Here is a 23,837-nt window from a genome sequence, read left to right on the forward strand (position 1 = left end):
CTAGACCTATGTAGTGAACTGCCTTGCGGACGATCAGGAGGATGAGCGACCGTTTGCGGCCTCAAGTATCGGGCCTACTGTTGCAAACGAGCCAAACACTACAATTCTATCATTGTCGCCCGCCTCTTTTCGAGCCGCCTCATAGGCCTGGGCGGGACTGTTGTAACTGGATACGACGGCCGGCGGCTTTGCGACAGGATTGCGCGCGGCCGGCCGCACGCCGGGACGATGGCCGGCATCTTCCTGCGCCGGGTCGAGCACCTCGGGCTGGCGCGGATGCGCCGCCAGCACCTGGCGCACGTGCCCGGCCAGCTCCTCGCCGCTCAGGCCGCGCGGGCCCTCAAGCCCGGCGCACAACCAGTGGTCTATGCGTCCGGCGAGCCGGGCGACGACTCCGTCCACATCCTTGTCCTTGTACATGCCCAGCACGGCGATCGTCTTGGCGTACGGCGGCATATTGTCCAGGTTCTGCGCAAGGGCGGCCGCGGCGTGCGGGTTGTGGGCCACATCGAAGATCACGCAGGGCACGCCGGGCTGGATCTGGAAACGGCCCGGCACATTGGCGCGCAGCAGGCCTTCGCGCACGGCCTGCGCCGGAACGGCCAGACGCGGGCGCAAGGCCTCCAGCGCCGCCAGGGCGGCCGACGCATTCAGTAACTGGTTCGCGCCGCGCAGCGCCGGGTACGCCAGGCCCGCCCGCCGTTGCCCGCGTCCGCCATAGGCCCATTGCTGGCGGTCGCCGGAATAATTGAAATCCTTGCCGAACAGCCACAGGTCCGCGCCGATCTCCCGGGCGTAGTCTATGAGCGTCTGCGGCGGCACGGGGTCGGCGCAGATGGCCGGGCAGCCGGGACGGAAGATATGGGCCTTCTCCCAGCCGATCTTTTCCCGGGTGTCGCCCAGATACTCGGCGTGGTCTATGTCCACGCTGGTGATGACGGCGCAATCCGAATCGATGATGTTCACCGCGTCCAGGCGCCCGCCCAGGCCGACTTCCAGCACGGCCGCGTCCACGCCCTGTTCCTGGAACAACAACAGGGCGGCCAGCGTGGAGAACTCGAAGTACGTCAGGGTGATGTCCTGGCGCGCGGCGTCGATGCGCGCGAACTGCGCGGTGATCTGCTCGTCCGAGGCCAGCTCGCCGTTCAGGCGGATGCGTTCGTTGTAGCGCACCAGATGCGGCGAGGCGTACACGCCCACCTTGTAGCCTCCGGCCAGCAGGATGGCCTCCAGCATGGCGCAGGTCGAGCCCTTGCCGTTGGTGCCGCCCACCGTGATGACCACGCCGTCGATGCGCACGCCCAGCCTCTGGGCGACTTCGCGGATGCGGGCCTGGCCCATGTCGATGGCCGAGGGGTGCAGGGTTTCCAGGTAGGAGAGCCAATCAGGCAGCGCGGAGCCGGCGCTCAGGATAGGACTAGACATAGCAGATACCAAATAAAAAGCCCCCACGCCGCGCAGGCCCGGCCTGCTTGCCGCCCCCGAGGGGCGTTTTTTATCTTGGGGGCGGCCCGGCGATAAAAAAACGGCAGGCGCTGATGATAGCACCTGCCGTCCGCCCGGTGCGCCTTGCAGTCAAGGCGCCCATGGGTATTACTTGCGACGCGCGGGAGGCAAGTCCGTGCACGTGCCTTCGGCCACGGCGGCGGCCTTGCTGACCGACTCGCACAACGTGGGATGCGGATGGATGGACTTGGCCAGATCCACGGGATCCACGCCCATCTCGATGGCCAGCACCAGCTCGCCGATCAGCTCGCCGGCGTTGGTGCCCACGATGCCGCCGCCCAGGATGCGATGCGTTTCGGCATCGAACAGCACCTTGGTGAAGCCCTCGTCGCGGTTGTTGGCGATCGCGCGACCCGAGGCGGCCCAGGGGAACACGCCCTTCTCGACCTTGATGCCGTCTTTCTTGGCCTGCTCTTCGGTCAGGCCCACCCAGGCGATTTCCGGATCGGTATAGGCCACCGATGGAATCACGCGGGCGTCGAAGAAGGCCTTCTGGCCGGCGATGACTTCGGCAGCCACGTGCGCCTCGTGTTCGGCCTTGTGCGCCAGCATGGGCTGGCCCACGATGTCGCCGATGGCGTAGATGTGCGGCACATTGGTGCGCTGCTGCTTGTCCACTTCGATGAAGCCGCGGTCGGTGACCTGCACGCCCGCTTTCTCGGCGCCGATCTTCTTGCCGTTGGGCGAGCGTCCCACGGCCTGCAGGACCAGGTCGTAGCGCTGCGGCTCGGCCGGGGCGTTCTTGCCCTCGAAGGTCACCCAGATGCCGTCTTCGCGGGCTTCCGCGCTGACGGTGCGGGTTTCCAGCATCATGTGGTCGAAGCGATGCTTGTTCATCTTCTCCCACACCTTGACCACGTCGCGGTCCGCGCCGGGCATCAGGCCCGTCTGCATCTCCACCACGTCCAGGCGCGCGCCCAGGGCCGAGTACACCGTGCCCATTTCCAGGCCGATGATGCCGCCGCCCACGATCAGCATGCGCTTGGGGACGAACTTCAGTTCCAGCGCGCCGGTGGAATCCACCACGCGAGGATCATCGGGCAGGAACGGCAGCTTCACGGACTGGCTGCCCGCGGCGATGATGGCCGAACCGAACTTGATCACTTTCCTGGCGCCGTCCTTGGCGGTCACTTCGATGTGGTTCGGGTCCAGGAACTGGCCGTTGCCGACCACCACCTGCACTTTCCGGCCCTTGGCCATGCCGGCCAGGCCGCCGGTCAACTTGCCGATGACCTTGTTCTTGTAGTCGCGCAGCGCATCGATGTCGATCTCGGCTTCGCCGAACTTGATGCCGTGCGTCCCCAGCGACTTGGCTTCCTCGTAGACGGCCACGGTGTGCAGCAGCGCCTTGGAGGGAATGCAGCCCACGTTCAGGCAGACCCCGCCCAGCGTGTCGTAGCGCTCGATCAGGGCCACCTTCAGGCCCAGGTCCGCGGCGCGGAAGGCCGCGTTGTAGCCGCCGGGGCCTGCGCCCAGCACGACCACGTCCACGGTGTCGTCCGAGCCGCCCTGGTGGCTGGCGGCCTGCGGGGCGGGCGCGGCGGCAGGAGCGGCAGCCGCCTTGGCGCCGTCCTGCTTGGCGGCGGGCGCGGCGGCCGGCGCGGCGGCTTGCGCAGCACCCGCGCTCGCCTCCACCTTCACGATGGCCGTGCCCTGGGCGACCTTGTCGCCCACCTTGACCAGCACTTCCTTGACCACGCCGCCCTGCGAGGCGGGGATCTCCATGGAGGCCTTGTCGGACTCCACGGTGATCAGGCTCTGCTCGGCTTCGATGGTGTCGCCCACCTGCACGAGGACTTCGATGACGTCGACTTCGCCGAAGTCGCCGATGTCCGGTACGATCAGATCAATCAGACTCATGGCAGCTCCTTACAGCGCGATGCGGCGGAAGTCGGCCAGCATCGTTGCCAGGAAGGCATTGAAGCGGGCGGCGGCGGCGCCGTCGATGACGCGGTGGTCGTAGGACAGCGACAGGGGCAGCATCAGGCGCGGCTCGAATTCCTTGCCGTTCCACACAGGCTGCATGCTCGAGCGCGACAGGCCCAGGATCGCCACTTCGGGAGCGTTGATGATGGGGGTGAAGTCGGTGCCGCCGATGCCGCCCAGGGACGAGATCGTGAAGCAGCCGCCTTGCATCTGGGCGGCGGTCAGCTTGCCGTCGCGGGCCGCGGCGGCCAGTTCGCCGGTTTCGCGGGCGATGTCCAGGATGCCCTTCTTGTCGGCGTCGCGGATCACGGGCACGACCAGGCCGTTGGGCGTGTCAGCGGCAAAACCGATGTGGTAGTACTGCTTGAGCACCAGATTGTCGCCATCCAGCGAGGCGTTGAACTCGGGGAACTTCTTGAGCGCGGCCACGGCGGCCTTGATCACGAAGGCCAGCATCGTGACGCGGGCGCCGGACTTCTTGTATTCCTCGTTCAGCTCCTTGCGCAGCGCCTCCAGCGAGGTGATGTCGGCCACGTCGTTGTTGGTGACGTGCGGGATCATGACCCAGTTGCGATGCAGGTTGGCGCCGGAGATCTTCTTGATGCGCGACAGCGGCTTGGCTTCCACGGGACCGAACTTGGCGAAGTCCACCTTGGGCCAGGCCAGCACGTCCAGGCCGCCCACCTGGGCGGCGGTGCCGGCGGCCGTGACAGGGGCGGCGCCGCCCGCCAGGGCCTGCTTGACGAAGGTGCGCACGTCATCGGCCGTGATGCGGCCCTTGTCGCCCGAACCATGGACGCGGCTCAGGTCCACGCCCAGTTCACGGGCGAACTTGCGCACGCTGGGGGAAGCGTGAGGCAGGTTGCGCAGCGGCACATCGGCCTCGGCATAGGAGGCGGTCGGGGACACGCGCGCCGGGGCGGGCGCGCCGGCGCCCGTCACCACGGACGAGGAGGAAGCGGCGGGCTCGGCGGCGGCCGGTGCGGCGGCCTGCGCGGGAACGGGCTGTTCCTGCTTGGCAGGCGCGGCCGCGGGAGCGGCGCCCTGGACCGTCAGTTCCAGGATGTCGCTGCCCTGGCTGACCTTGTCGCCCAGCTTGACCTTGATGGCGGTGACCACGCCGGCATGCGACGAAGGCACTTCCATGGAGGCCTTGTCGGATTCCACGGTGATCAGGCTCTGGTCGACTTCGATGGTGTCGCCCACATTGACCATGATCTCGATCACGTCCACGTCGCGGGCGTCGCCGATGTCGGGCACCTGAACGGTGACTTTCTGCTCGCCGCCCGCGGCGGCCGGAGCCGCTGCCGGCGCCGCCGCAGCGGCGGGCTCGGCCTTGACGGGTTCGGCCTTGGCGGGTTCGGCGGCCTTGGCAGGCTCGGCGGCGGGAGCGGCTTGCGCCGCGTCGGCCGTCTCCAGGTCCAGGACGACGCTGCCTTCCTTGACCTTGTCGCCCAGCTTGACCTTGATGGCCTTGACCACGCCGGCGTGCGAGGACGGGATTTCCATGGAGGCCTTGTCGGACTCCACGGTGATCAGGCTCTGCTCGACCTCGATGGTGTCGCCTTCGTTGACCAGGATCTCGATGACGTCGACTTCGTCCTCAGCACCGATGTCCGGGATTTTGACTTGAATGATATTGCTCATGGTGCAGTCCCTTATGCGTGGTGCGGGTTGGCCTTGGCAGGATTGATGCCGTACTTGGCGATCGCTTCGGAAGCCTTGCTGAATGGGATCTTGCCTTCTTCAGCCAGGGCGCGCAGCGCGGCCAGGACCACGAAGTGACGATTGACCTCGAAGTGCTCACGCAGCTTGGAGCGGAAGTCCGAGCGGCCGAAGCCATCGGTGCCCAGCACCTTGAAGGTGCGATCCTTGGGAACGAACGGACGGATCTGGTCGCCGAACGCCTTGACGTAGTCGGTGGAGACCACGATGGGGCCCTCGGTGCCCTGCAGCTTGGCGGTGACGTAAGGCACGGGCAGGTCCTTGCCTTCGGGATTGAGCAGCGCGGTGCGCTCGCAGTCCAGGCCGTCACGGCGCAGCTCGGTGAAGCTGGTGACGCTCCAGACGTCCGAGCCGATGCCCCAATCCTTTTCCAGCAGTTCCTGGGCGGCGATGACTTCGCGCAGGATCGTGCCCGAGCCCATCAGCTGGACACGCAGCTTGCTGCCTTCGCCGGCCGACTTGAACTTGTACATGCCGCGCAGAATGCCTTCCTCGTCGCCCTCGACCAGGCCGGGCTGCGGGTAGTTCTCGTTCATCAGGGTGACGTAGTAGTACACGTCTTCCTGGTCTTCAACCATGCGCTTGAGGCCGTTCTGCATGATCACGGCCACTTCGTGGGCGAAGGTGGGGTCGTAGGACACGCAGTTGGGGATCAGCGAGGACTGGATGTGGCTGTGGCCGTCTTCGTGCTGCAGGCCTTCGCCGTTCAGCGTGGTGCGGCCGGCGGTGCCGCCCAGCACGAAACCGCGCGCCTTCATGTCGCCCGCCGCCCAGGCCAGGTCGCCGAAGCGCTGGAACCCGAACATCGAGTAATAGATGAAGAACGGGATCATGATGCGGTTGTTGTTCGAGTACGACGTGGCCGCGGCGATCCAGGAGCTGAAGGCGCCCTGTTCGTTGATGCCTTCCTGCAGCAGCTGGCCGTTGGCCGTCTCGCGGTAGTACATCACCTGGTCCTTGTCGACCGGCACGTACTTCTGGCCTTCGGGCGCATAGATGCCGATCTGGCGGAACAGGCCTTCCATGCCGAAGGTGCGGGACTCGTCGGCCAGGATGGGCACGGCGCGCGGACCGACCTGCTTGTCGCGCAGCAAGGTGTTCAGGAAGCGCACGAAAGCCTGGGTGGTGGAGATCTCGCGGCCTTCCGCAGTCGCTTCCAGGATGGGCTTGAACGCGTCCAGCGCGGGCACCGTCAGCTGCTCGTCGGCCTTGGTGCGGCGCTTGGGCAGGTAGCCGCCCAGCGCCTTGCGGCGGGCGTGCAGGTACTGCATTTCAGGCGAATCTTCGGCCGGCTTGAAGTATGGCAGCTCTTCCAGCTTGTCGTCGGGCACGGGGATGTTGAAGCGGTCGCGGAATTCGCGCACGGCATCCAGATCCAGGCTCTTTTGCTGGTGGGAGGGGTTCTTGGCCTGGCCGACGTGGCCCATGCCGTAGCCCTTGATGGTCTTGGCCAGGATGACGGTGGGCTGGCCCTCGTGCTTGGTGGCGGCATCGAAGGCGGCATACACTTTGTGAGGATCGTGGCCGCCGCGGTTCAAGCGCCAGATGTCCTCGTCGCTCATGCGGCTGACCATCTCCAGCAGCTTGGGATGCTTGCCGAAGAAGTGCTCGCGCACGTAGGCGCCGTCGTTGGCCTTGTAGGCCTGGTATTCGCCGTCAACGGTCTCTTCCATGACGCGGCGCAGGATGCCTTCCTTGTCGCGGGCCAGCAGCGGATCCCAGTAGCCGCCCCAGATCAGCTTGATCACGTTCCAGCCGGCGCCGCGGAAGGTGCCTTCCAGTTCCTGGATGATCTTGCCGTTGCCGCGCACGGGACCGTCCAGACGCTGCAGGTTGCAGTTGACGATGAAGATCAGGTTGTCCAGCTTCTCGCGTGCGGCCAGGCCGATGGCGCCCAGGGATTCGGGTTCGTCCATCTCGCCGTCGCCCAGGAACACCCAGACCTTGCGGCCGCTGGTGTCGGCGATGCCGCGGGCGTGCAGGTACTTCAGGAAGCGGGCCTGGTAGATGGCCATCAGCGGGCCCAGACCCATGGACACGGTGGGGAACTGCCAGAACTCGGGCATCAGCTTGGGATGCGGATAGGAAGGCAGGCCCTTGCCGTCGACTTCCTGGCGGAAGTTGTTCAGCTGGTCTTCGGAGATGCGGCCTTCCATGAAGGCGCGGGCGTACATGCCGGGCGAGGAGTGACCCTGGAAGAACACCAGGTCGCCGCCGTGGTCTTGGGATTCGGCGTGCCAGAAGTGGTTCTGGCCGCAGCCTATCATGGTGGCCAGCGAGGCGAAGGAGGCGATGTGGCCGCCCAGACCGCCGCCGTCGGGCGGCGTTTCGCGGTTGGCGCGCACGACCATGGCCATGGCGTTCCAGCGGATGTAGGAGCGGATGCGCTCTTCCAGTTCCAGGTTGCCGGGGTGCGGAGGCTCCAGGCCCGGAGGAATGGTGTTGACGTAGGCCGTGTTGGGCGAGAACGGGATGTGGGCGCCCGAGCGGCGCGCCAGGTCGATCAGCTTCTCGATCAGGTCATGGGCGCGCGCAGGGCCTTCACGGTCCACGACCGCTTCCAGGGCCTCGAGCCACTCTTTTGTTTCCAAGGCTTGGTCTTGATTGACGTGGGCCGAACTATTGTCTTGAGTTGAGGACATATAGTGTCTCCGTATATGGGGTATGAGTCCGGACTTCCACAACGCTGAACACGTGATAGGCCAAAGCGTTGGTAACGAAGCTTATGACTGCGGACCGTGAGCGGTGAAGGCGCTATACGCCTGCATCGAGGCCATTCTAGGAAAGAACATCCAAAGGCTCAAGCAAAATTTCATTTTATGGTATGAGTTTTTATAATGTGAAATATCACCAAGGAAAATAGCGCTACATTACAATTCACGCACAACAACATTGATGCAGTCATGGCCAACCATTCCAAAAAGTCTCTGATTCCGACGACCTTCTACGACCAGGCCAAGCAGAACCGCCGCGGCTTCTATTGGCTGACGCCGGTGGTCGTGCTGTTTCTCTATCTCTGCGTCATGGGCGTGTTCGTGTGGCTGCAGCGCCTGCAGAACGACAGCGTCATGTTCGTGACCATCGACCAGGAGACCCGTCAGCAGCGGCTCATGATGGTCATCATCGCCCTGTCACTGGTCATCGTGGTCAGCCTGCTGGCCCTGTGGCGCTACACGCGCTTTCGCACCCGCGCCGAAGCCGCCCAGATCGCCGAAACCGGGTTCCGGCGCGCCATGGAGAACTCCATGTCCACCGGCATGCGGGTGTTCGACATGCAGGGGCGCATCGCCTACGTGAACCCGGCCTTCTGCCGCATGATCGGATGGAACGAGGCCGACCTGGTCGGGCGCACCGCGCCCTTCCCCTACTGGCTGCCGGGCCGCCACCAGCAGCACCAGGAGACCCTGGACCTGCTGCTGTCGGGGCGCACGCCCAGCAGCGGCCTGGAAGTGGAGGCCCAGCGGCGCGACGGCTCGCGCTTCACCGCCCGCATGTACGTCTCGCCGCTGCGCGCGCCCAACGGCGAGCAGATAGGCTGGATGACCTCCATGACGGACATAACCGAACCCAAGCGCATCCGCGAGGCCCTGACGGCCGCGCACGAACGCTTCATGACCGTGCTCGAAGGCCTGGACGACGCCATCTCCGTGGTGGCCGACACCTCCGAGGGCCTGGAGCTGCTGTTCGCCAACCGCACCTACCGGCGCTTCTTCGGGGCGCAGTCCAACGGCCACGCGGAACTGCTGGGCGGGCGCCTGGGTCGCTTCACCGACGAAACCGTGGAAATCTACTCCGAATCGGCGGCGCGCTGGTTCGAAGTGCATCACCGCATGCTGGCCTGGACGGACGGACGCCGCGTGCGCCTGCAGGTGGCGCGCGACATCACCGACAGGCGCAAGCACGAGGAAGCCTCGCGCATACAGCAGGAAAAGGTCCAGCTGACCAGCCGCCTGACCACCATGGGCGAGATGGCCTCCTCGCTGGCCCACGAGCTGAACCAGCCCCTGACGGCCATCAGCAACTACAGCATGGGCGCCGTGGCCATGCTCAAGTCCGGGCGCTACCAGCCCGAGACCCTGCTCGCCGCCCTGGAAAAAGCCGCCCAGCAGGCCGAACGGGCCGGCAAGATCATCAGCCGCATCCGCGAATTCGTCAAACGCAGCGAGCCGCGCCGCCAGCGCGTGGGCGTGATGCGCATCGTGGAGAACGCGGTGGGCTTTGCCGAGATCGACGCCCGCAAGCGCCAGATCGATATAGACCTTACTATTCCAGACCCCTTGCCGGACGTCATCGCCGACCCCATTCTTATAGAACAGGTATTATTGAATCTGCTCAAGAACGGCATCGAAGCCATGGAACACAGCGAGCACCACGTGCTCAAGCTGGTCATCAGCCAGCAGGAATCGCTTCTGGAAATGGCCGTGATCGACCGCGGCCATGGCCTGAAGGATCCCGAGCGCCTGTTCGAGCCTTTCTACAGCACCAAGTCCGAAGGCCTGGGGATGGGCCTGAACATCTGCCGTACCATTATTGAATCGCATCACGGCCGCCTCTGGGCGAGCCCGAATCCCGAAGGCGGGACAATCTTCCGTTTCAGCCTTCCCTGTGCAGCGCCGGATGTACCGGACACCATTGATAACAAACTGGAGATAACCGAATGACCAGCCCTCAGACGCCATGCACCATCTATGTGGTTGACGATGACGAAGCCGTGCGCGACTCCCTGCGCTGGCTTCTGGAGGCCAATGGCTATCGCGTGCGCTGCTTTGCGTCCGGCGAGGAATTCCTGAGCGCCTACGACCCTTCCCAGGTCGCGGTCCTGATTGTCGATGTGCGCATGCCCGGCATGAGCGGCCTGGAGCTCCAGGAAACCCTGATCGCCCGCAAGGCCACCATACCGATCGTGTTCATCACCGGACACGGCGACGTGCCCATGGCCGTCAGCACCATGAAGAAAGGCGCCATCGACTTCCTGGAGAAACCCTTCAACGAAGCCGACCTGCGCACCATCGTGGGCCGCATGATAGAACAGGCCACGGCCCGCGCCTCGCAGGCCCAGGCCCAGAAAGACCAGCAGGAGATCCTCGGCCGCCTGACGGCCCGCGAACAACAGGTGCTCGAACGCATCGTGGCGGGCCGCCTGAACAAGCAGATCGCCGGGGACCTGAACATCAGCATCAAAACTGTCGAAGCGCATCGCGCCAACATCATGGAAAAACTGGAAGTCACCACAGTCGCCGACCTCATGAAAATCGCCCTTGCCAAGTCCGAGGAAGCGTAAATGAGTGCTCGCATCATCGATGGAAAAGCCCTGTCCGCCCGGATCAAGGCTGAAGTGGCCGCCCGCGTGGCCGAACTCAAGCAGGAAGGCCTGCAGCCCGGCCTGACCGTGGTCCTGGTCGGCGAGGATCCCGCCTCCCAGGTCTATGTACGCAACAAGTCGCTGGCCTGCGAGGCCGCCGGCCTGAAGTCGGACCTGATCCGCCTGCCCGCCGACACGTCCGAATCCGAACTGCTCGCCCTGATCGCGCGCCTGAACCAGGACGACGGCGTGCACGGCATTCTGGTTCAGCTTCCCCTGCCCGGCCACATGGACGAGCACAAGGTCATCGAAGCCATCGCGCCTGAAAAGGACGTGGACGGCTTTCACATCAGCAACGCCGGCCTGCTGCTGACCGGCAAGCCCCTGTTCCGCCCCTGCACGCCCTACGGCGTCATGAAGATGCTGGAATCCGAAGGCGTGAACCTGCGCGGCGCCGAAGCCGTGGTGGTGGGCGCCAGCAACATCGTGGGCAAGCCCATGGCCCTGCTGCTGCTGGCCGCCGGCGCCACCGTCACGCTGTGCAACTCCAAGACCCGCGACCTGGCCGCGCAGACGCGCCGCGCCGACGTGCTGGTGGCGGCCGTGGGCCGTCCCGGGATCATCACCGGCGACATGGTCAAGCCGGGCGCCGTCGTCATCGACGTGGGCATCAATCGCGGCGCGGACGGCAAGCTGTGCGGCGACGTGGACTTCGCCAGCGCCAGCGCCGTGGCCTCGGCCATCACGCCGGTGCCCGGCGGCGTCGGTCCCATGACCATCGCCATGCTGCTCGTGAACACCCTGGAAGCGGCCGAACGCACGGCCGGCATCACCCACTGATTTATAGCCCTATGACGACGAATCCCCTGCTGGTCGCTATCGACAGCCTCATTGATTACCCCGCCATCCGGCCCGAGCACGTGGAGCAGGCCGTAGACCAGCTCCTGGCGCAGGCCCGGCAAGCCGTGGAAACCGTGTCGAGCGACGATCGCGAACCCAGTTGGGAAACCGTCGTCGAACCGCTCACCGACGCCACGGAAACGCTGTACCGGGCCTGGTCGGTCGCCGGGCACCTGAACTCCGTGATCAACACGCCCGAGCTGCGCGAAGCCTACAACAACTGCCTGCCGCGCATGAGCGAGTTCTCCACCTGGGTGGGCCTGAACCGCCAGCTGTTCCTGCGCTACCAGGCGCTGGCCGACAGCCCGGCCTTCGCCGGGCTCAGCCCCCAGCGCCAGCGCATCGTCACCCTGGCGCTGCGGGACTTCCGCCTGAGCGGCGTGGAACTGCAGGGCCAGGCCCGCGAGGACTACGCCCGCATTTCCGAAGAGCTGGCCCAGACCTCGCAACAATTCTCTGAACATGTGCTGGACGCCATCGACCAATGGCACTACCTGGTCACCGACGAAAAAGAACTGGAAGGCGTGCCCGCGGACGTGCTGGCCGCCGCTGCCCGGGCCGCGCAGGAAAACGGCCAGCAAGGCTGGCGCCTGACCCTGAAGATGCCCTGCTACCTGCCCGTGATGCAGTATGCGCGCAACCAGGATCTGCGCGAGCTCCTGTACCGCGCCTACACCACGGTCGCCTCGGAACAGGGCGATCCCCAATTCGACAACTCCCAGGCCATCGAGACCCTGCTGCGCCTGCGCGCCGAGGAAGCCGGCCTGCTGGGCTTCGCCAGCTACGCCCACATGCGCCTGGAAACCCGCATGGCCGACACGCCGGAACAGGTGCTGGGCTTTCTGCGCGACCTGGCCGCCAAGGCGCGCCCCTATGCCCGCCAGGACCTGGCCGAGCTGCAGGAATTCGCCCGCCAGGAACTGGGACTGGCCGTCCTGCAACCCTGGGACGTGGCCTATTGCTCGGAGCGGCTGCGCGAACAGCGCTACGTGTACTCGGAAGACGAAGTCAAACAATATTTCACCGAACCGGCGGTGCTCAAAGGCCTGTTCCAGGTCATCCAGCGCCTGTTCGACGTCACGCTGCGCCCCACCACGGCGCCCGTCTGGCATCCTGCCGTGCGCGCCTTCGAGGTCTGCGGATCGGACGGCAAGACGCTGGGCTACCTGTACATGGACCTGCACGCCCGCCAGGGCAAGCAAGGCGGGGCCTGGGTCGACAGCGAACGCAGCCGGCGCCGCCTGGGCGAGCACCTGTGCCTGCCCATCGCCTACCTGGTGTGCAATTTCGCCGAGCCGCAGTCCGGCCGCCCCGCCCTGCTCACGCACGACGATGTCATCACCCTGTTCCACGAATCGGGTCACGCCCTGCACGCCCTGCTCTCGCGCGTGGACGACCCGGCCGCCTCGGCCTTCGCCGCCGTGGAATGGGACGCCATCGAGCTGCCTTCGCAGTTCATGGAGAACTTCTGCTGGGAATGGCCGGTGGTGCAGATGCTGACGGCCCACGCCGATACCGGCGAGCACCTGCCGCGCGAACTCTACGAGAAACTGCGTCGCGCGCGCAATTTCCAGAGCGGCATGCAGATGGTGCGCCAGCTGGAGTTCTCCCTGTTCGACATGCTGATCCACGCCCGCGATACGGGCCTGGACATTGCCGCCGTCATGCAGATACTGGACCAGGTGCGCCAGGAAGTGGCGGTGATCTTCCCGCCGGACTGGCATCGCTTCCCGCACCAGTTCTCCCATCTGTTCGCGGGCGGCTACGGCGCGGGCTACTACAGCTACAAATGGGCGGAAGTGCTGTCGGCCGACGCCTATTCGGCCTTCGAGGAACAGGCCTACGTGCACGCCGACGGTGCTCGCGATACGCTGGACAGCAATACCGGCCATCGCTTCTGGCGCGAAGTCCTTTCGGTGGGCGGCGAGCGCCCCGCCGCCGAATCGTTCCGCGCCTTCCGCGGCCGCGACCCTTCCATTGCCGCCCTGCTGCGCCACAGCGGGCTGACCCCGGAACCAGCCTGACCAGAACCCGCCCGACCGGAGAACCGCCCATGAAGTCCTGTCTTGTCCTGCTCAAACGGCTTGCCCTGACAATGCTGCTGGGCTTCATGCTGGCCGGTCCGGGCGCAGCCGCCAACCTGCACCCGGTGCGCGGCTTTCTGCCCGACCTGCGCTTCTCCCTGCAGGCGGCAGGCCCCAAGTCCGTCACCCAGGACGACTTCAAGGACAAGGTGGTGCTGCTGTTCTTCGGCTATGCCAGTTGCCCGGACGTGTGCCCCACCACGCTGGCCCAATTGGCCGCCGTCATGGAAAGCCTGGGCCCCCAGGCCCGGGACGTGCGCATCCTGTTCGTCAGCGTGGATCCGCACCGCGATACGCCCGAATCGCTGGAAAGCTACGTCAAGGCCTTCGACGAGCACGCCATCGGCCTGACCGGCACGGAAAAGCAGATCGCCGATCTCGCTCGACGCTACCGCGTCGCCTACCAGATCGAGAAACCCGACCCCAAGACGCCGGACGACTACGAGGTCGCCCACAGCCGCGGCGTGTATTTCTTCGATCGCCAGGGCAAGGCCCGCTTCCTCGCGCCCGACACCGAATCGGTGGACGTGCTGGCGGACGGCGTGCGCCGCCTGCTCTAGGAACGAACGGCGGCATTGCGCCGCCTGTTTCGGAACACGCCTGCGTCCCTCACTCCGTCTTCAGGGCCGACTGCGCCTGGCGCAATGCGGTACGCAAGCCTTCCTGCAGCACCGGATGATAGAAAGGCATGGCCAGCATCTGGTCCAGGCTCAAGCCCATCTGCAAGGACCAGGCCAGCAAATGGCCGATGTGCTCGGCGTCCGGCCCCACCATCTCCGCGCCCAGGAAGCGGCCTGCACGATCGGCATACACATGCAGCAGCCCCTGGTTGCGCAGCATGACGCGTGCGCGCCCCTGGTTGACGAAACTGACCGCCCCCACCACCGCGCCCTCCGGCAAGGCCTTGAAGGGCGTGCCGATCACTGCAACCTGCGGGTCGGTGAACATCACTGCCATGGGCGCCCGGCGGGGCCCCGGCGCCGCGCCGCCCGAACTGGCCGCCTGCAGGGCGGCCAGCCTGCCGTCGTCGGCCGCCTCGTGCAGGATGGGCGCACGCTGGTTCACATCGCCCGCCAGATAGATGGGGGTGCCCTTCAACTGCAGCGTGGCCTCGTCGTACACGGGCCGCCCCTTCTCGTCCCATTGCGCCCCGGTATTCTCCAGGCCCAGGCCTTGCAGTTGCGGACGGCGGCCGGCGGCGGCCAGCACGCAGTCGTACTCCTCCACTACTTCGCGGCCCTGGACCTGCAGCCGCACCCGGGCCTTGCCGTCGACCGCCTCGCCGCCCAATACCGTCACGTCGGCGCGCAGGTTCAATTCCTGGGTCCAGATGGCGCGAGCCGCCTCGCGCACCTGAGGATCGGACAAGCCCGCCAGGCTCTGGCTGCGGGCGACGATGGCCACGTCCACATCCAGGCGCGCCAGGGCCTGCCCCAGCTCCAGGCCGATCACGCCGGCGCCGATCACCAGCACGCGGCGCGGCAGATCGGTCCAGTAGAAAACGTCTTCATTGCTGATCAGCAATGAACCCAGGGCCTCCAGCTCTCTGGGTCGCACAGGTTCGGAGCCGGCCGCCACGATGATGCGGCGCGCCGTGACGCGGGTATGGTCGTCCACCTCCAGCACATGGTCGGACACGAAGCGCGCCCGGCCGCGCAGCTTGTCCTGCGCGTCGAACCCTTCCACGTCGTCCACCACGAACTGCACGAAGCGGTCCCGCTCGCGGCGCACCCGCTCCATGACCTGCGCGCCGTCGACGCGCACGGGTCCGTCGACGTGCACGCCGAACGGCGCCGTGCGCCGCGCGTCATGGGCGGCGTCGGCCGCCGCGATCAGCAGCTTGGAGGGCATGCAGCCCACACGGGCGCACATGGTGCCGTAGGGGCCCGACTCGATCAGGACGGTCCTCTGTCCGGCGCGCTTGGCCGTCCGGTACGCCGTCATGCCCGCCGTGCCGGCGCCGATCACCGCCACGTCACACTGAATTTCCTTCATATGCACTCCCGATTCGACAATCCCGGCGTGAAAGGCCGGAGTTCTTCACCACCGCGGAGCTGCGCTCTACAATGGATCAATTCGTGTCTGAATCATAACGCAGTCGAGCTTGACTGCCGGAAGGAAGCCCATGCTGATCAGTGAAGCCGCGCGCGAGACTGGCCTGACCCCGAAAATGATCCGCCATTACGAAGAGCTGGGGCTGCTCAGCAGCGAACGGGCGGGCAACGGCTATCGCATGTACCAGCCGCAAGACCTGGACACGCTGCGCTTCATCGTGCGCGCCAAGGATCTGGGCTTCAGCCTGACGGACATCCAGCAACTGACCAGCCTCTGGCGCAATCACCGGCGCCCGAGCAGCGAGGTCAAGCAATTGGCCCAGACCCATATCCGGCATCTGGAAACGCGTGCGGCGCAATTGCTGGACATGGCCGCCAAGCTGCGCCAGCTCGCCGAGCAATGCCATGGAGACCATCGCCCTGACTGCCCCATCCTGGACAGCCTGGAAGGCGCCTGTACGCATGCCGAAGCGAAGGGCGACGACAAGGCCCGTCGCCCCCCTGGGCGAGCGCCCGAAAAAGCATGAAACGCCGTTCCCAGGGGCCGGCAAGCGCTTCCGCTCGCCGTCGCAGGCCTACTCTTCCACGGCCAGCCCTGCAGCAGCGCTACGGGAAACGGCCGGTTTGGGATAACCATTAAGATACAGATTCAGAATCAGGGCGGTGATGGCGGCCAGCACGATCCCGCTATGCGTGAAAGGCGACAGCCACTCCGGCAGGCGGCTGAACACCTTGCCATTGACCATGGGCATGAGGCCGATCACGACGCTGACGGCGACAATGAATAAATTGTTGCGGCCGCTCATGCCCTTGTAATCCACCCCGGCCAGGACATTGATGCCGGTTGCGACCACCATGCCGAACATGACGATGCCCGCCCCGCCCAGCACCGACTGGGGAATCAGTGCGAACAACATGGACAGCTTGGGAAACAAGGCCAGGACAACCATGATGACGCCGGCGCAGGCGCAGACCCAGCGGCTCTTGACGCCGGTCACCCCCACCAGACCCACATTCTGGGAATAGGTCACGTAGGGAAAGGTATTGAATATGCCGCCAATGAACGTGCCCAGGCCATCGACGCGCAAGCCGCGCGTCACGTCCTCGGTACCGACTTTCTTGCCGACCATCTCGGCCACCGCCAGCATCATGCCCGTGGTCTCTATCATCACCACGACCATGATGATGGACAGCGCCAGAATGGAACCGATGTCAAAGGTGGGCAGGCCGAAGTGAAAAGGGGTGATCATGGCAAGCCATGCGGCATCGCCCAAACGGCTGAAATCGACCAGCCCCAGGGAGGTCGATGCCAGGAAGCCGCCCGCAATGCCGACCAGAACCGCGATATTGCGCAAGAATCCACGGGCATACTTGGTGATCACGATGATGATCGCCAGAACGAAGGCGCTGATCGCCAGGTTCGACAGGCTGCCCGCCGACTCTCCCCTGCCCGCTATCCAATTGACGCCTACAGGTATCAGGTTAAGGCCGGTCACGGTAATCACGGTGCCGGTCACGACAGGCGGAAACAAGCGCACCAGGCGGCCGACGACGGGCGCTATCAACATGGCGACCAGGCCCGAGACGATGATGGCTCCAAACATCCCTTGAAGTCCTATATTGGGATTGTTGATCATCACCAGCATGGGCGGTACGGCCGCAAACGTGACCCCCATCATCAATGGCAATCGTATGCCGAACTTCCAGATGCCGACCGACTGGATGAAGGACGCCACTCCGCAAACGAACAGATCGGCGCTGATCAGGAATGCAATCTGATCCGCAGGCAGCTTGGCGGCCGTACCGATCAAAATAGGGACGGCGATGGCGCCGGCATACATGACCAGCACATGCTGCAGCCCGAATACGAGCAATTTCCCCGGAACTACGATCTCATCTACAGCCGTCACCTCTTGTTGCAAGGGTCGAGTAGTGTGCTCATTACCCATATGCCGCCTCCTTATAGGGGTTTCCAGCCGGCCTGGATTAATCCAGGCCGGCTGTTCTTGTCTCTTTTTATTGTGACGCGTGAAAAAATCAATGCTTCCTATTTTTTCATTTCGGATTCTATTTTCTTATAGGTCTCCCTTATGAATTTTCCAACTGCAATACTGTTTTCCAACGTATTGTATTCAACCCCCAATCCATAGTCCGGCAGATTGATGTAATCAACCGTCATCAGTTTCAAAGGACTTTCTTTGTTGCTCAAGTGATGGCGCAGGGTTTTCCGTATCACCTCCTTGGTCGGTTCCAGCAAATAGGCGTGCCACTCCTCGTACCACTCGCCCTTGTTCGGCTTGAGGAAGGGGTACTGCACCCCGCGCCCCGGCAAGCCATCCTCGCCAAGCGCCCATTTGTTCACCGGCCCGTTCGGCACGGCAGGCCTGTTCTGCTGCCACCAGACCATGTTCTGGCCCAGCCATTCATCGGCCAGATTGCCTGGTTCGAATGGATCAAGAATCACCTTTCCATCCAGCACGTCCTGCCGTATGCCCGATATTTCCTGCTCGGCTGGGTTGGCCATCTTGAAAATACAGTGGCTGTAATCCATTACGAAATTGAAAGGCACGCCTCTGCTTCTTATTTTTTCCGCTATTGGCGTCACTCTTCTGAAATCCTCTGACCACATCAATATATGGACTTCAAAACCGATCTCCACGCCGTATTTATCCCCGAGATCGAACGCCTTCAAGTAAAGCTCAATCAACTCCTCGTCTCTTACCACATGCCCTTTTTCATGATGGGTCAAAACCATCATATTGTGATAGCGCACGCCCGTTAAAGCGCAGTTTTTCAGATTGCGTTCAAGAACCTCCATTTCCTGGTCGCCTATGCGATAGGTCCAGGCGGAGCCCAGGACCGGAAATGAATATTTCTGTACCGCGGCAATATAGTCGTCCACCTTGTCGCTCAAGGGCAGGCGGTCAAAGAAATCAAATACGCCCGATTCGACCACCAGGCGAAACTGTTCGTCGACAGGCAGCTCGTTCAAGGAGACGGGGTTCCCGGGGCGGGAATTCTGCACTCCGCGCCCCGCGCAGCCCAGCAATATCGGCATCGTCATGGTCGACTCCCGGTCAGGCGCTCAGGGCGTCGGCGCTCTGCTGCTGGCGTTCCCTGACCAGGTCCAGGAGCCAGCGGCGGTATTCCGTAGTCACGGCATCGGCCCCGCGCACAGGCAGCTCCAGGCGGGCCTCATCGCCAATCAAGGGCAGGAACTTGGGCTCTTGCGACTCTATGACCGGCAGATCCTGGGACAATACCTCAAGCTCGAAATCCACGAAAAAGCTGTCGTGCTCGGGCTCCAATCCGAAGTCTCTGGCTATCCACCAGAAGCTGCGCGTCTTTTCAGCGCTGATCGGCGAGGCGGCCATCATCAATACGTAATTCTTGCCGTTCTCTACGCGCCGACTCAAATGGACGGTATGAGGCATGATCACCCGGTAGGAATTGGCCACTTCGATCCAGGCATCGCCCTCTATGCCCAACAGCTTTCTTTTCTTGCCTACGCTCGGCTCTTTGATGGGCGGCCTTTCAAAGCGCAATACCCCCTGCTCCTGCTCGCGCCAGGGCTCGACGGCGTCCACCTCCGGACGGGAGCGGCTGCCGATACTGCCGTCATGCACAAATGCAAAATGCGAAAAATCCACAAAATTCTCGAGACGCCGCGGCGCACTGGTTTCCCAGTCGTAGGCGGGCCCCTGTATGAGCCGATAGTTGGGATCGTCGAACTCAGGGAAGCTGGGCACATCGAATCTGGGCGTCTCGCTGAGACAGACCCATACGATCCCTGCCGACTCCTTCACTTGATAGGATGGAATCCGCGGTTTCATGACCTGCACCAACTCATTGCGAGCCGGAATACGCACGCAATTGCCCTTGCTGTCGTAGCGCCAGCCGTGGTACGGGCATTCAAAGCAATTGTCGACCAGCATGCCGTTTGACAACGCCGCTCCGCGATGGGCGCATCTATCGGCCAGAGCGCTCACCTTGCCTTCGATGCGGGCAATGACGATCTTCTGATCCAGCAGCACCACTTGCCGAGGCTTGTCCCCCACTTCGCTGGAGTAGGCCACGGGATGCCAGAATTGATGCAAGGTCTGATACAAGGGGTGTTCACTGTAATCCTGCATGAGCGTTTTCATCGGCTTGTCTCTCCTTATCGTTAAATATCCAGCAGCAATCTGCCTTCTTTACAGCGTGACACGCATATCAACATGGTTTTGTTGCCCGCCTGCTCGGCCTCTGACAGAAGCGAATCCCTATGATCCGGAATCCCTCCCAAGACGCGGGTTTCACAGGATCCGCAGATTCCTTCCTTGCACGAGTACATGGGGTTCAGGCCGGCTTCTATCAGCACGTCCAGAATCGACTGATCGGCGGCGACATGAAGGACGGCGCCATTGCGCAATTCGACGTCAAAACCCGCATTCACTTGCCCTTGCATGGGTTCCGCGGAAAAACGCTCGATATGGGCGCGATCAAGCGGCACGTCCGCGGCCTGCGCGGCGGCCACAAACGCATCCAGCATGCCGGACGGGCCGCAACAGTAGTAGCGCGCCTGCCGACCATGGGTGCTGAACACGCGGGCCAGGCTGAGAGACTCATGGGGCGGCTCCTGATCAAAGACGGTGATCAACTCCCCATGGGCATGGGATTTGGCCAAGGCCTGTATCGAATCCAGAAACGCCGCATGACCGGCGGTCCGGGCGCAGTAATACAGGACCCAGCGCTGCCCGCGTTTCTCCAATTCCTGAACCATGCTCCAGATGGGGGTGATTCCTATCCCGCCCGCCACCAGTACGGCAGTATCCCGGCAGTCCCGCAAAGGGAAGTTGTTTCTGGGCAGGCTCACATGCACGGTCTGCCCAGTCTGCAATTGCCCATGTATATAGGCCGATCCCCCCCGGCTGGTCTTGCTGAGGGCGACGGCGATCCTGTACGTGTTCTCGTCGCAGGAGCTCACCAGGGAATACTGGCGCACCACGCCATTCGGTAAATGAACATCGATGTGTGCGCCTGCCGAATAAGCAGGCAACGCGTCCGGATCGGCAAGCTCCAGTTCGAGCTCCAGAACCTCGGCGGCGACTTTATGAATCCTGCTCACCCGCGCCGGATGAATGCCCACCATGGGGGCTGACAGCGTCATCGTCATCTCGCTCACCTCGCCAATTTCTGCGTTTCATACGTTTGCCAGCTATTGGAGCCATTACAGCAAGCCGGCAATCATTAAACAAATTGTTTATATTTATGTTTTAAGAAAATAAAACACTGAATTGGAGGAGTGATGAGCATCACGCTACGCCAGCTGCGCGCCTTCCTGCTGGTCGCCGACACCCGGCATTTCACCCAGGCGGCGGCGGCCATGCATATCACGCAATCGGCGCTGAGCGCCTTGATCAGGGAATTGGAGGGGCGCCTGGCAGTGCAGCTGCTCGACCGCAATACGCGGATGGTGGAACTGACCGAGGCCGGCCGATACTTCCATCAAGTGGCGGAAAACGTATTCAACGACCTCAACAAAGGCATCAATGACCTGCATGAGCTGTCCACGCTGCAGCGCGGCCAGGTCCGCATCGTCGCCTCCACGGTGATAGCCTCAGGCCTGCTCAGCCCATGCTTCAAGAGCTTTCGCACGCTCTACCCGAACATCAAGCTCAGCCTGCACGATGTAGCCGAAGAAGCCATTGCCGAGACAGTCGCCGCCGGAAGCGTGGATTTCGGCATAGGCACCTGCTTCGAGCTCAGCGACAGCCTGGACCTGGAGGAGTCCCATCTTTTCGACAACACGTTCATCGCGCTGTGCAGCAAGAGCCACCCCTTGGCGCAGCAGGAAACCATTGCCTGGGCGGATTTGCAGGGCCAGTCTTTCATTGCCCTGGCTCCCTCCAGCCCGATCCGCAAACTGATAGACCAGACCTGCCATGACCTGGGGATCGAGCTGCGCATCACCAACGAAGTCTCATTCGCAACAACGGTCCTGAGCCTGGTGAACGCCGACATGGGGGTCAGCATCCTGCCCATGAACAATCACCCATACATTCCCGCCTTCGACGTTCATGCGGCGGAACTCGTGGAGCCCGAGGTCATGCGGCGCATATCCATACTGACGCGCAAGAATCGAACCCTGATGCCGGCCTCGATCGAATTCATCGCTCACATCAGGCAGCATCTGGCCGACACGCTCGCCTAAGCGCCTGGTATTGCCCAGGTAAAAAAAGGTTCTTCGAGGAATTCCAGGGACGGAGTCGCCAGGTCAATGCCGAACTGGTTTTTTGGAGACGCCGTTCAAGGCGCAGGAAGAGCGGACGGGGCTGATGGCTTGCCGGCGCGACGCGCCGGTGCCCTGGCCGGGGCGCGTGGCCGGGCGCGTCGTTAACTCCGGCGGGATGTAAGGTTGACACGGTTTGCGCGGACGTCCCGCCGTTTGGGCCAAAACAGCGGCGCCGTTCTCGCGAGGCAGGCCGGGGCGGGCCGGCGGGCGAGTCAGGGCCTTCGCCGCAGGCGGGGTGCTGGGGCGGGAGGCAAGGGGCGTGCTGCTCGAGCAGGGCGCTTGTGATTCGTCCAGTGGGCGAATCACCCTGCGAGTTCACGCCCCGCCCGCCCCAGCATCCTGACCAGGGAACCCGCGTACAGCGCGGGCGAAGGCCCCAGCCAAGCCGGTCTGCCCCGGCCTGCCTCGCGAGAATCCGAGTTTCTTTCTGCTTGGCCCGAACGGCTTGTCAAACCTGGAGGAATCTCCGGGATTCCTCGAAAAACCCGGCCAAAGCCGGGTTTTCATGATCGCGAAGGCCGGTCAGCCCGCTTGCCACTCGCTGACGAAGCCGGCGGGCTCGGGGCGCTGCGGCAGGTCCAAGGCATGGATGGGCGTGCCGATGGAGACAAAACCCATGAAATGGTAGTCCAGCGCATCAAAGCCCAGGGTCTCGGGCACTTCCTCGACATAGGTTCCCAGTCCCGTGCTCCAGAAAGCGCCAAAGCCCAATTGATGGGCGGCATTGAGCATATTGGTGACGGCCGCGCCCGTGGCCAGCAGGCGCTCGGTTTCGGGGATCTTCTGGTTGCTGTGATCGATGTGGCAGGCCACGGCGATCAGCAGCGGCACCTTTTCCAGCCAGGCGCGCACGCCCGCGATCTTCTGCTCCGGCAGCGGCGTGCCGGCGCGTTCGCTGGCGGCGATGGCCAGTTCGCCCAGGGCCTGCACATTGGCCCCGCGGATCAGCTTGAACCGCCAGGGCTGCAGCCGGCCATGGTCGGGCGCGCACATGGCGGCGCGCAGGATCAGGTCCAGTTGCCGTTCGTCTGGGCCGGGCCCTTGGACGAGCTTGATGGAACGGCGGGACAGCAAAAAATCGATGTTGCTCATACGTCTTCCAGAATCAGTTGAAGGCTACGCCTCAGGGCGGCCCATGAATGCAGAAATCCGGCCTTGCAGCCGGCTCTTCTTCGCCATGATGCAGGGGGCGCTCTGGGCGCCGCATCGGTTCAGCCTCGCCAGGTCAGGCCTTGCCAGGCGCACAAGCCTGCACGAGCAAGGCTTTCATGTCGCGCACGGCCTTGTCCCAGCCGTCGAAGACGGCCTGGGCGACGATGGCGTGGCCGATATTCAGTTCGGCAATGCCGGGCAAGGCCGCGATGGCCTGGACATTGCCGTAATGCAGGCCGTGGCCGGCGTTGACGCGCAACCCCAGGGACACGCCCTGAGCGATGCCGGTGCGGATGCGCTCCAGTTCGGCAGCGGCCTGCTCCGGCGTGTCGGCGTCCGCGTAGGCGCCGGTGTGCAGCTCGATGACAGTGGCGCCCACGTCAGCGGCCGCCTGGATCTGGGCGGCGTCCGCATCGATGAACAAGGATATGCGGATGCCGGCCTCCTGCAACTGCCGCACCGCCGCCCTGACCTGTTCCAGATGGCCCAGAACGTCCAGGCCGCCTTCGGTGGTCAGCTCGGCCCTATGCTCGGGCACCAGGCAGACATCGTCAGGCTTGACCCGGCAGGCGATGTCCAGCATTTCAGGGGTGATGGCGCATTCCAGATTCATGCGGGTGCGCAGGACAGGCCGCATATTGAAGACATCGGCGTCCTGGATGTGGCGCCGGTCTTCGCGCAGATGCAAGGTGATCAGGTCCGCCCCGGCGTCTTCTGCCCGCAGGGCGGCCTGGATGGGATCGGGATAAGTGGTGAGACGCTGCTGGCGCAGCGTTGCAACGTGGTCGATATTGACGCCCAGTTCTATCATTCCCCTACAGCCTCCGTGAATCCAGGGATGGTTTACGAGGGCGGACCGGCTTGCAGGCGCCTTGGCCCCTGCCGATACCGGTCCACCCAGGGCGTATTATCGC

At 63.9% G+C, this 23,837-nt stretch carries 18 protein-coding genes; 7 read left to right on the top strand and 11 right to left on the bottom strand.

Features of this window, described 5'->3' with window-relative positions:
- Nucleotides 1-33: 33 nt before the first annotated feature.
- From folC to aceE, 4 genes are all read right to left on the bottom strand, one after another.
- Nucleotides 34-1,425 (bottom strand): bifunctional tetrahydrofolate synthase/dihydrofolate synthase, encoded by a 1,392-nt coding sequence (gene folC, locus ACF3ND_RS09650; RefSeq protein WP_394059875.1) that lies wholly within the window; start codon nucleotides 1,423-1,425, stop codon nucleotides 34-36.
- A gap of 168 nt (nucleotides 1,426-1,593) precedes the next feature.
- Nucleotides 1,594-3,366 (bottom strand): dihydrolipoyl dehydrogenase, encoded by a 1,773-nt coding sequence (gene lpdA / locus ACF3ND_RS09655; RefSeq protein ID WP_394059877.1) that lies wholly within the window; start codon nucleotides 3,364-3,366, stop codon nucleotides 1,594-1,596.
- Nucleotides 3,367-3,375: 9 nt separating this feature from the next.
- Nucleotides 3,376-5,079: a dihydrolipoyllysine-residue acetyltransferase gene (gene aceF, locus ACF3ND_RS09660; RefSeq protein WP_394059879.1), complete on the bottom strand. Its 1,704-nt coding sequence runs from the start codon at nucleotides 5,077-5,079 to the stop codon at nucleotides 3,376-3,378.
- A gap of 11 nt (nucleotides 5,080-5,090) precedes the next feature.
- Nucleotides 5,091-7,799 carry a pyruvate dehydrogenase (acetyl-transferring), homodimeric type gene (gene aceE, locus ACF3ND_RS09665; RefSeq protein WP_394059881.1) on the bottom strand — a complete coding sequence of 903 codons (2,709 nt, stop codon included), beginning with the start codon at nucleotides 7,797-7,799 and terminating at the stop codon, nucleotides 5,091-5,093.
- Nucleotides 7,800-8,060: 261 nt separating this feature from the next.
- Here aceE and ACF3ND_RS09670 point away from each other — a divergent pair, with 261 nt between their 5' ends.
- Genes ACF3ND_RS09670 through ACF3ND_RS09690 form a run of 5 tightly spaced genes read left to right on the top strand, consistent with a single transcriptional unit; the run spans nucleotide 8,061 to nucleotide 14,003 of the window.
- The gene (locus ACF3ND_RS09670) at nucleotides 8,061-9,818 is read left to right on the top strand and encodes a PAS domain S-box protein (RefSeq protein WP_394059883.1); all 1,758 of its coding nucleotides are present in this window, start codon (nucleotides 8,061-8,063) and stop codon (nucleotides 9,816-9,818) included.
- Entirely contained in the window at nucleotides 9,815-10,438 is a 624-nt protein-coding gene (locus ACF3ND_RS09675) for a response regulator transcription factor (protein WP_394059885.1), read from the top strand. Before ACF3ND_RS09670 ends, ACF3ND_RS09675 begins: the two co-directional genes overlap by 4 nt.
- Nucleotides 10,439-11,299 (top strand): bifunctional methylenetetrahydrofolate dehydrogenase/methenyltetrahydrofolate cyclohydrolase FolD, encoded by an 861-nt coding sequence (folD, locus tag ACF3ND_RS09680; protein WP_394059887.1) that lies wholly within the window; start codon nucleotides 10,439-10,441, stop codon nucleotides 11,297-11,299.
- Nucleotides 11,300-11,310: 11 nt separating this feature from the next.
- Entirely contained in the window at nucleotides 11,311-13,383 is a 2,073-nt protein-coding gene (locus ACF3ND_RS09685; protein ID WP_394059889.1) for a M3 family metallopeptidase, read from the top strand.
- Between the two features lie 29 nt (nucleotides 13,384-13,412).
- The gene (locus ACF3ND_RS09690) at nucleotides 13,413-14,003 is read left to right on the top strand and encodes an SCO family protein (RefSeq protein WP_394059891.1); all 591 of its coding nucleotides are present in this window, start codon (nucleotides 13,413-13,415) and stop codon (nucleotides 14,001-14,003) included.
- A 49-nt stretch (nucleotides 14,004-14,052) separates the two neighbouring features.
- Here ACF3ND_RS09690 and ACF3ND_RS09695 read toward each other — a convergent pair whose 3' ends face one another.
- Nucleotides 14,053-15,438 (bottom strand): dihydrolipoyl dehydrogenase, encoded by a 1,386-nt coding sequence (locus tag ACF3ND_RS09695; protein ID WP_394059893.1) that lies wholly within the window; start codon nucleotides 15,436-15,438, stop codon nucleotides 14,053-14,055.
- A gap of 130 nt (nucleotides 15,439-15,568) precedes the next feature.
- Here ACF3ND_RS09695 and ACF3ND_RS09700 point away from each other — a divergent pair, with 130 nt between their 5' ends.
- On the top strand, nucleotides 15,569-16,024 hold the full coding sequence (locus ACF3ND_RS09700) for a MerR family transcriptional regulator (protein WP_394059895.1): 456 nt from the start codon (nucleotides 15,569-15,571) through the stop codon (nucleotides 16,022-16,024).
- Between the two features lie 48 nt (nucleotides 16,025-16,072).
- On the opposite strand, the gene ACF3ND_RS09705 is transcribed toward ACF3ND_RS09700, so the two are convergent.
- The 4 genes from ACF3ND_RS09705 to ACF3ND_RS09720 all read right to left on the bottom strand — a co-directional run bounded on the left by ACF3ND_RS09705 (nucleotide 16,073) and on the right by ACF3ND_RS09720 (nucleotide 20,652).
- A complete protein-coding gene (locus ACF3ND_RS09705) occupies nucleotides 16,073-17,407 on the bottom strand; it encodes a nucleobase:cation symporter-2 family protein (protein WP_394059897.1) in 1,335 nt (444 codons plus the stop codon).
- A gap of 137 nt (nucleotides 17,408-17,544) precedes the next feature.
- Nucleotides 17,545-18,561 (bottom strand): xylose isomerase, encoded by a 1,017-nt coding sequence (locus tag ACF3ND_RS09710; RefSeq protein WP_394059899.1) that lies wholly within the window; start codon nucleotides 18,559-18,561, stop codon nucleotides 17,545-17,547.
- Nucleotides 18,562-18,574: 13 nt separating this feature from the next.
- The gene (locus tag ACF3ND_RS09715; RefSeq protein ID WP_394059901.1) at nucleotides 18,575-19,642 is read right to left on the bottom strand and encodes a Rieske 2Fe-2S domain-containing protein; all 1,068 of its coding nucleotides are present in this window, start codon (nucleotides 19,640-19,642) and stop codon (nucleotides 18,575-18,577) included.
- Nucleotides 19,643-19,662: 20 nt separating this feature from the next.
- Nucleotides 19,663-20,652 (bottom strand): PDR/VanB family oxidoreductase, encoded by a 990-nt coding sequence (locus ACF3ND_RS09720; RefSeq protein ID WP_394059903.1) that lies wholly within the window; start codon nucleotides 20,650-20,652, stop codon nucleotides 19,663-19,665.
- A gap of 132 nt (nucleotides 20,653-20,784) precedes the next feature.
- On the opposite strand from ACF3ND_RS09720, the gene ACF3ND_RS09725 reads away from it, so the two are divergent.
- Nucleotides 20,785-21,690, top strand: a complete 906-nt coding sequence (locus ACF3ND_RS09725; protein ID WP_394059905.1) for a LysR family transcriptional regulator — start codon at nucleotides 20,785-20,787, stop codon at nucleotides 21,688-21,690.
- A 603-nt stretch (nucleotides 21,691-22,293) separates the two neighbouring features.
- Here ACF3ND_RS09725 and ACF3ND_RS09730 read toward each other — a convergent pair.
- A complete protein-coding gene (locus tag ACF3ND_RS09730; protein WP_394059906.1) occupies nucleotides 22,294-22,863 on the bottom strand; it encodes a nitroreductase in 570 nt (189 codons plus the stop codon).
- A gap of 133 nt (nucleotides 22,864-22,996) precedes the next feature.
- Complete coding sequence (gene pdxJ, locus ACF3ND_RS09735; RefSeq protein ID WP_394059908.1) at nucleotides 22,997-23,734, bottom strand: pyridoxine 5'-phosphate synthase; 738 nt, start codon at nucleotides 23,732-23,734, stop codon at nucleotides 22,997-22,999.
- Between the last annotated feature and the right edge of the window lie 103 nt (nucleotides 23,735-23,837).

Source organism: Alcaligenes sp. WGS1538 (genome assembly GCF_043187505.1).
GTDB lineage: Bacteria > Pseudomonadota > Gammaproteobacteria > Burkholderiales > Burkholderiaceae_B > Alcaligenes.

What these genes read in the sequence shown, in the direction of transcription:
- folC (WP_394059875.1), bottom strand. Translation starts at nt 1,425, where the DNA reads ATGTCTAGTCCTATCCTGAGCGCCGGCTCCGCGCTGCCTGATTGGCTC.
- lpdA (WP_394059877.1), bottom strand. Translation starts at nt 3,366, where the DNA reads ATGAGTCTGATTGATCTGATCGTACCGGACATCGGCGACTTCGGCGAA.
- aceF (WP_394059879.1), bottom strand. Translation starts at nt 5,079, where the DNA reads ATGAGCAATATCATTCAAGTCAAAATCCCGGACATCGGTGCTGAGGAC.
- aceE (WP_394059881.1), bottom strand. Translation starts at nt 7,799, where the DNA reads ATGTCCTCAACTCAAGACAATAGTTCGGCCCACGTCAATCAAGACCAA.
- ACF3ND_RS09670 (WP_394059883.1), top strand. Translation starts at nt 8,061, where the DNA reads ATGGCCAACCATTCCAAAAAGTCTCTGATTCCGACGACCTTCTACGAC.
- ACF3ND_RS09675 (WP_394059885.1), top strand. Translation starts at nt 9,815, where the DNA reads ATGACCAGCCCTCAGACGCCATGCACCATCTATGTGGTTGACGATGAC.
- folD (WP_394059887.1), top strand. Translation starts at nt 10,439, where the DNA reads ATGAGTGCTCGCATCATCGATGGAAAAGCCCTGTCCGCCCGGATCAAG.
- ACF3ND_RS09685 (WP_394059889.1), top strand. Translation starts at nt 11,311, where the DNA reads ATGACGACGAATCCCCTGCTGGTCGCTATCGACAGCCTCATTGATTAC.
- ACF3ND_RS09690 (WP_394059891.1), top strand. Translation starts at nt 13,413, where the DNA reads ATGAAGTCCTGTCTTGTCCTGCTCAAACGGCTTGCCCTGACAATGCTG.
- ACF3ND_RS09695 (WP_394059893.1), bottom strand. Translation starts at nt 15,438, where the DNA reads ATGAAGGAAATTCAGTGTGACGTGGCGGTGATCGGCGCCGGCACGGCG.
- ACF3ND_RS09700 (WP_394059895.1), top strand. Translation starts at nt 15,569, where the DNA reads ATGCTGATCAGTGAAGCCGCGCGCGAGACTGGCCTGACCCCGAAAATG.
- ACF3ND_RS09710 (WP_394059899.1), bottom strand. Translation starts at nt 18,561, where the DNA reads ATGACGATGCCGATATTGCTGGGCTGCGCGGGGCGCGGAGTGCAGAAT.
- ACF3ND_RS09715 (WP_394059901.1), bottom strand. Translation starts at nt 19,642, where the DNA reads ATGAAAACGCTCATGCAGGATTACAGTGAACACCCCTTGTATCAGACC.
- ACF3ND_RS09720 (WP_394059903.1), bottom strand. Translation starts at nt 20,652, where the DNA reads ATGACGATGACGCTGTCAGCCCCCATGGTGGGCATTCATCCGGCGCGG.
- ACF3ND_RS09725 (WP_394059905.1), top strand. Translation starts at nt 20,785, where the DNA reads ATGAGCATCACGCTACGCCAGCTGCGCGCCTTCCTGCTGGTCGCCGAC.
- ACF3ND_RS09730 (WP_394059906.1), bottom strand. Translation starts at nt 22,863, where the DNA reads ATGAGCAACATCGATTTTTTGCTGTCCCGCCGTTCCATCAAGCTCGTC.
- pdxJ (WP_394059908.1), bottom strand. Translation starts at nt 23,734, where the DNA reads ATGATAGAACTGGGCGTCAATATCGACCACGTTGCAACGCTGCGCCAG.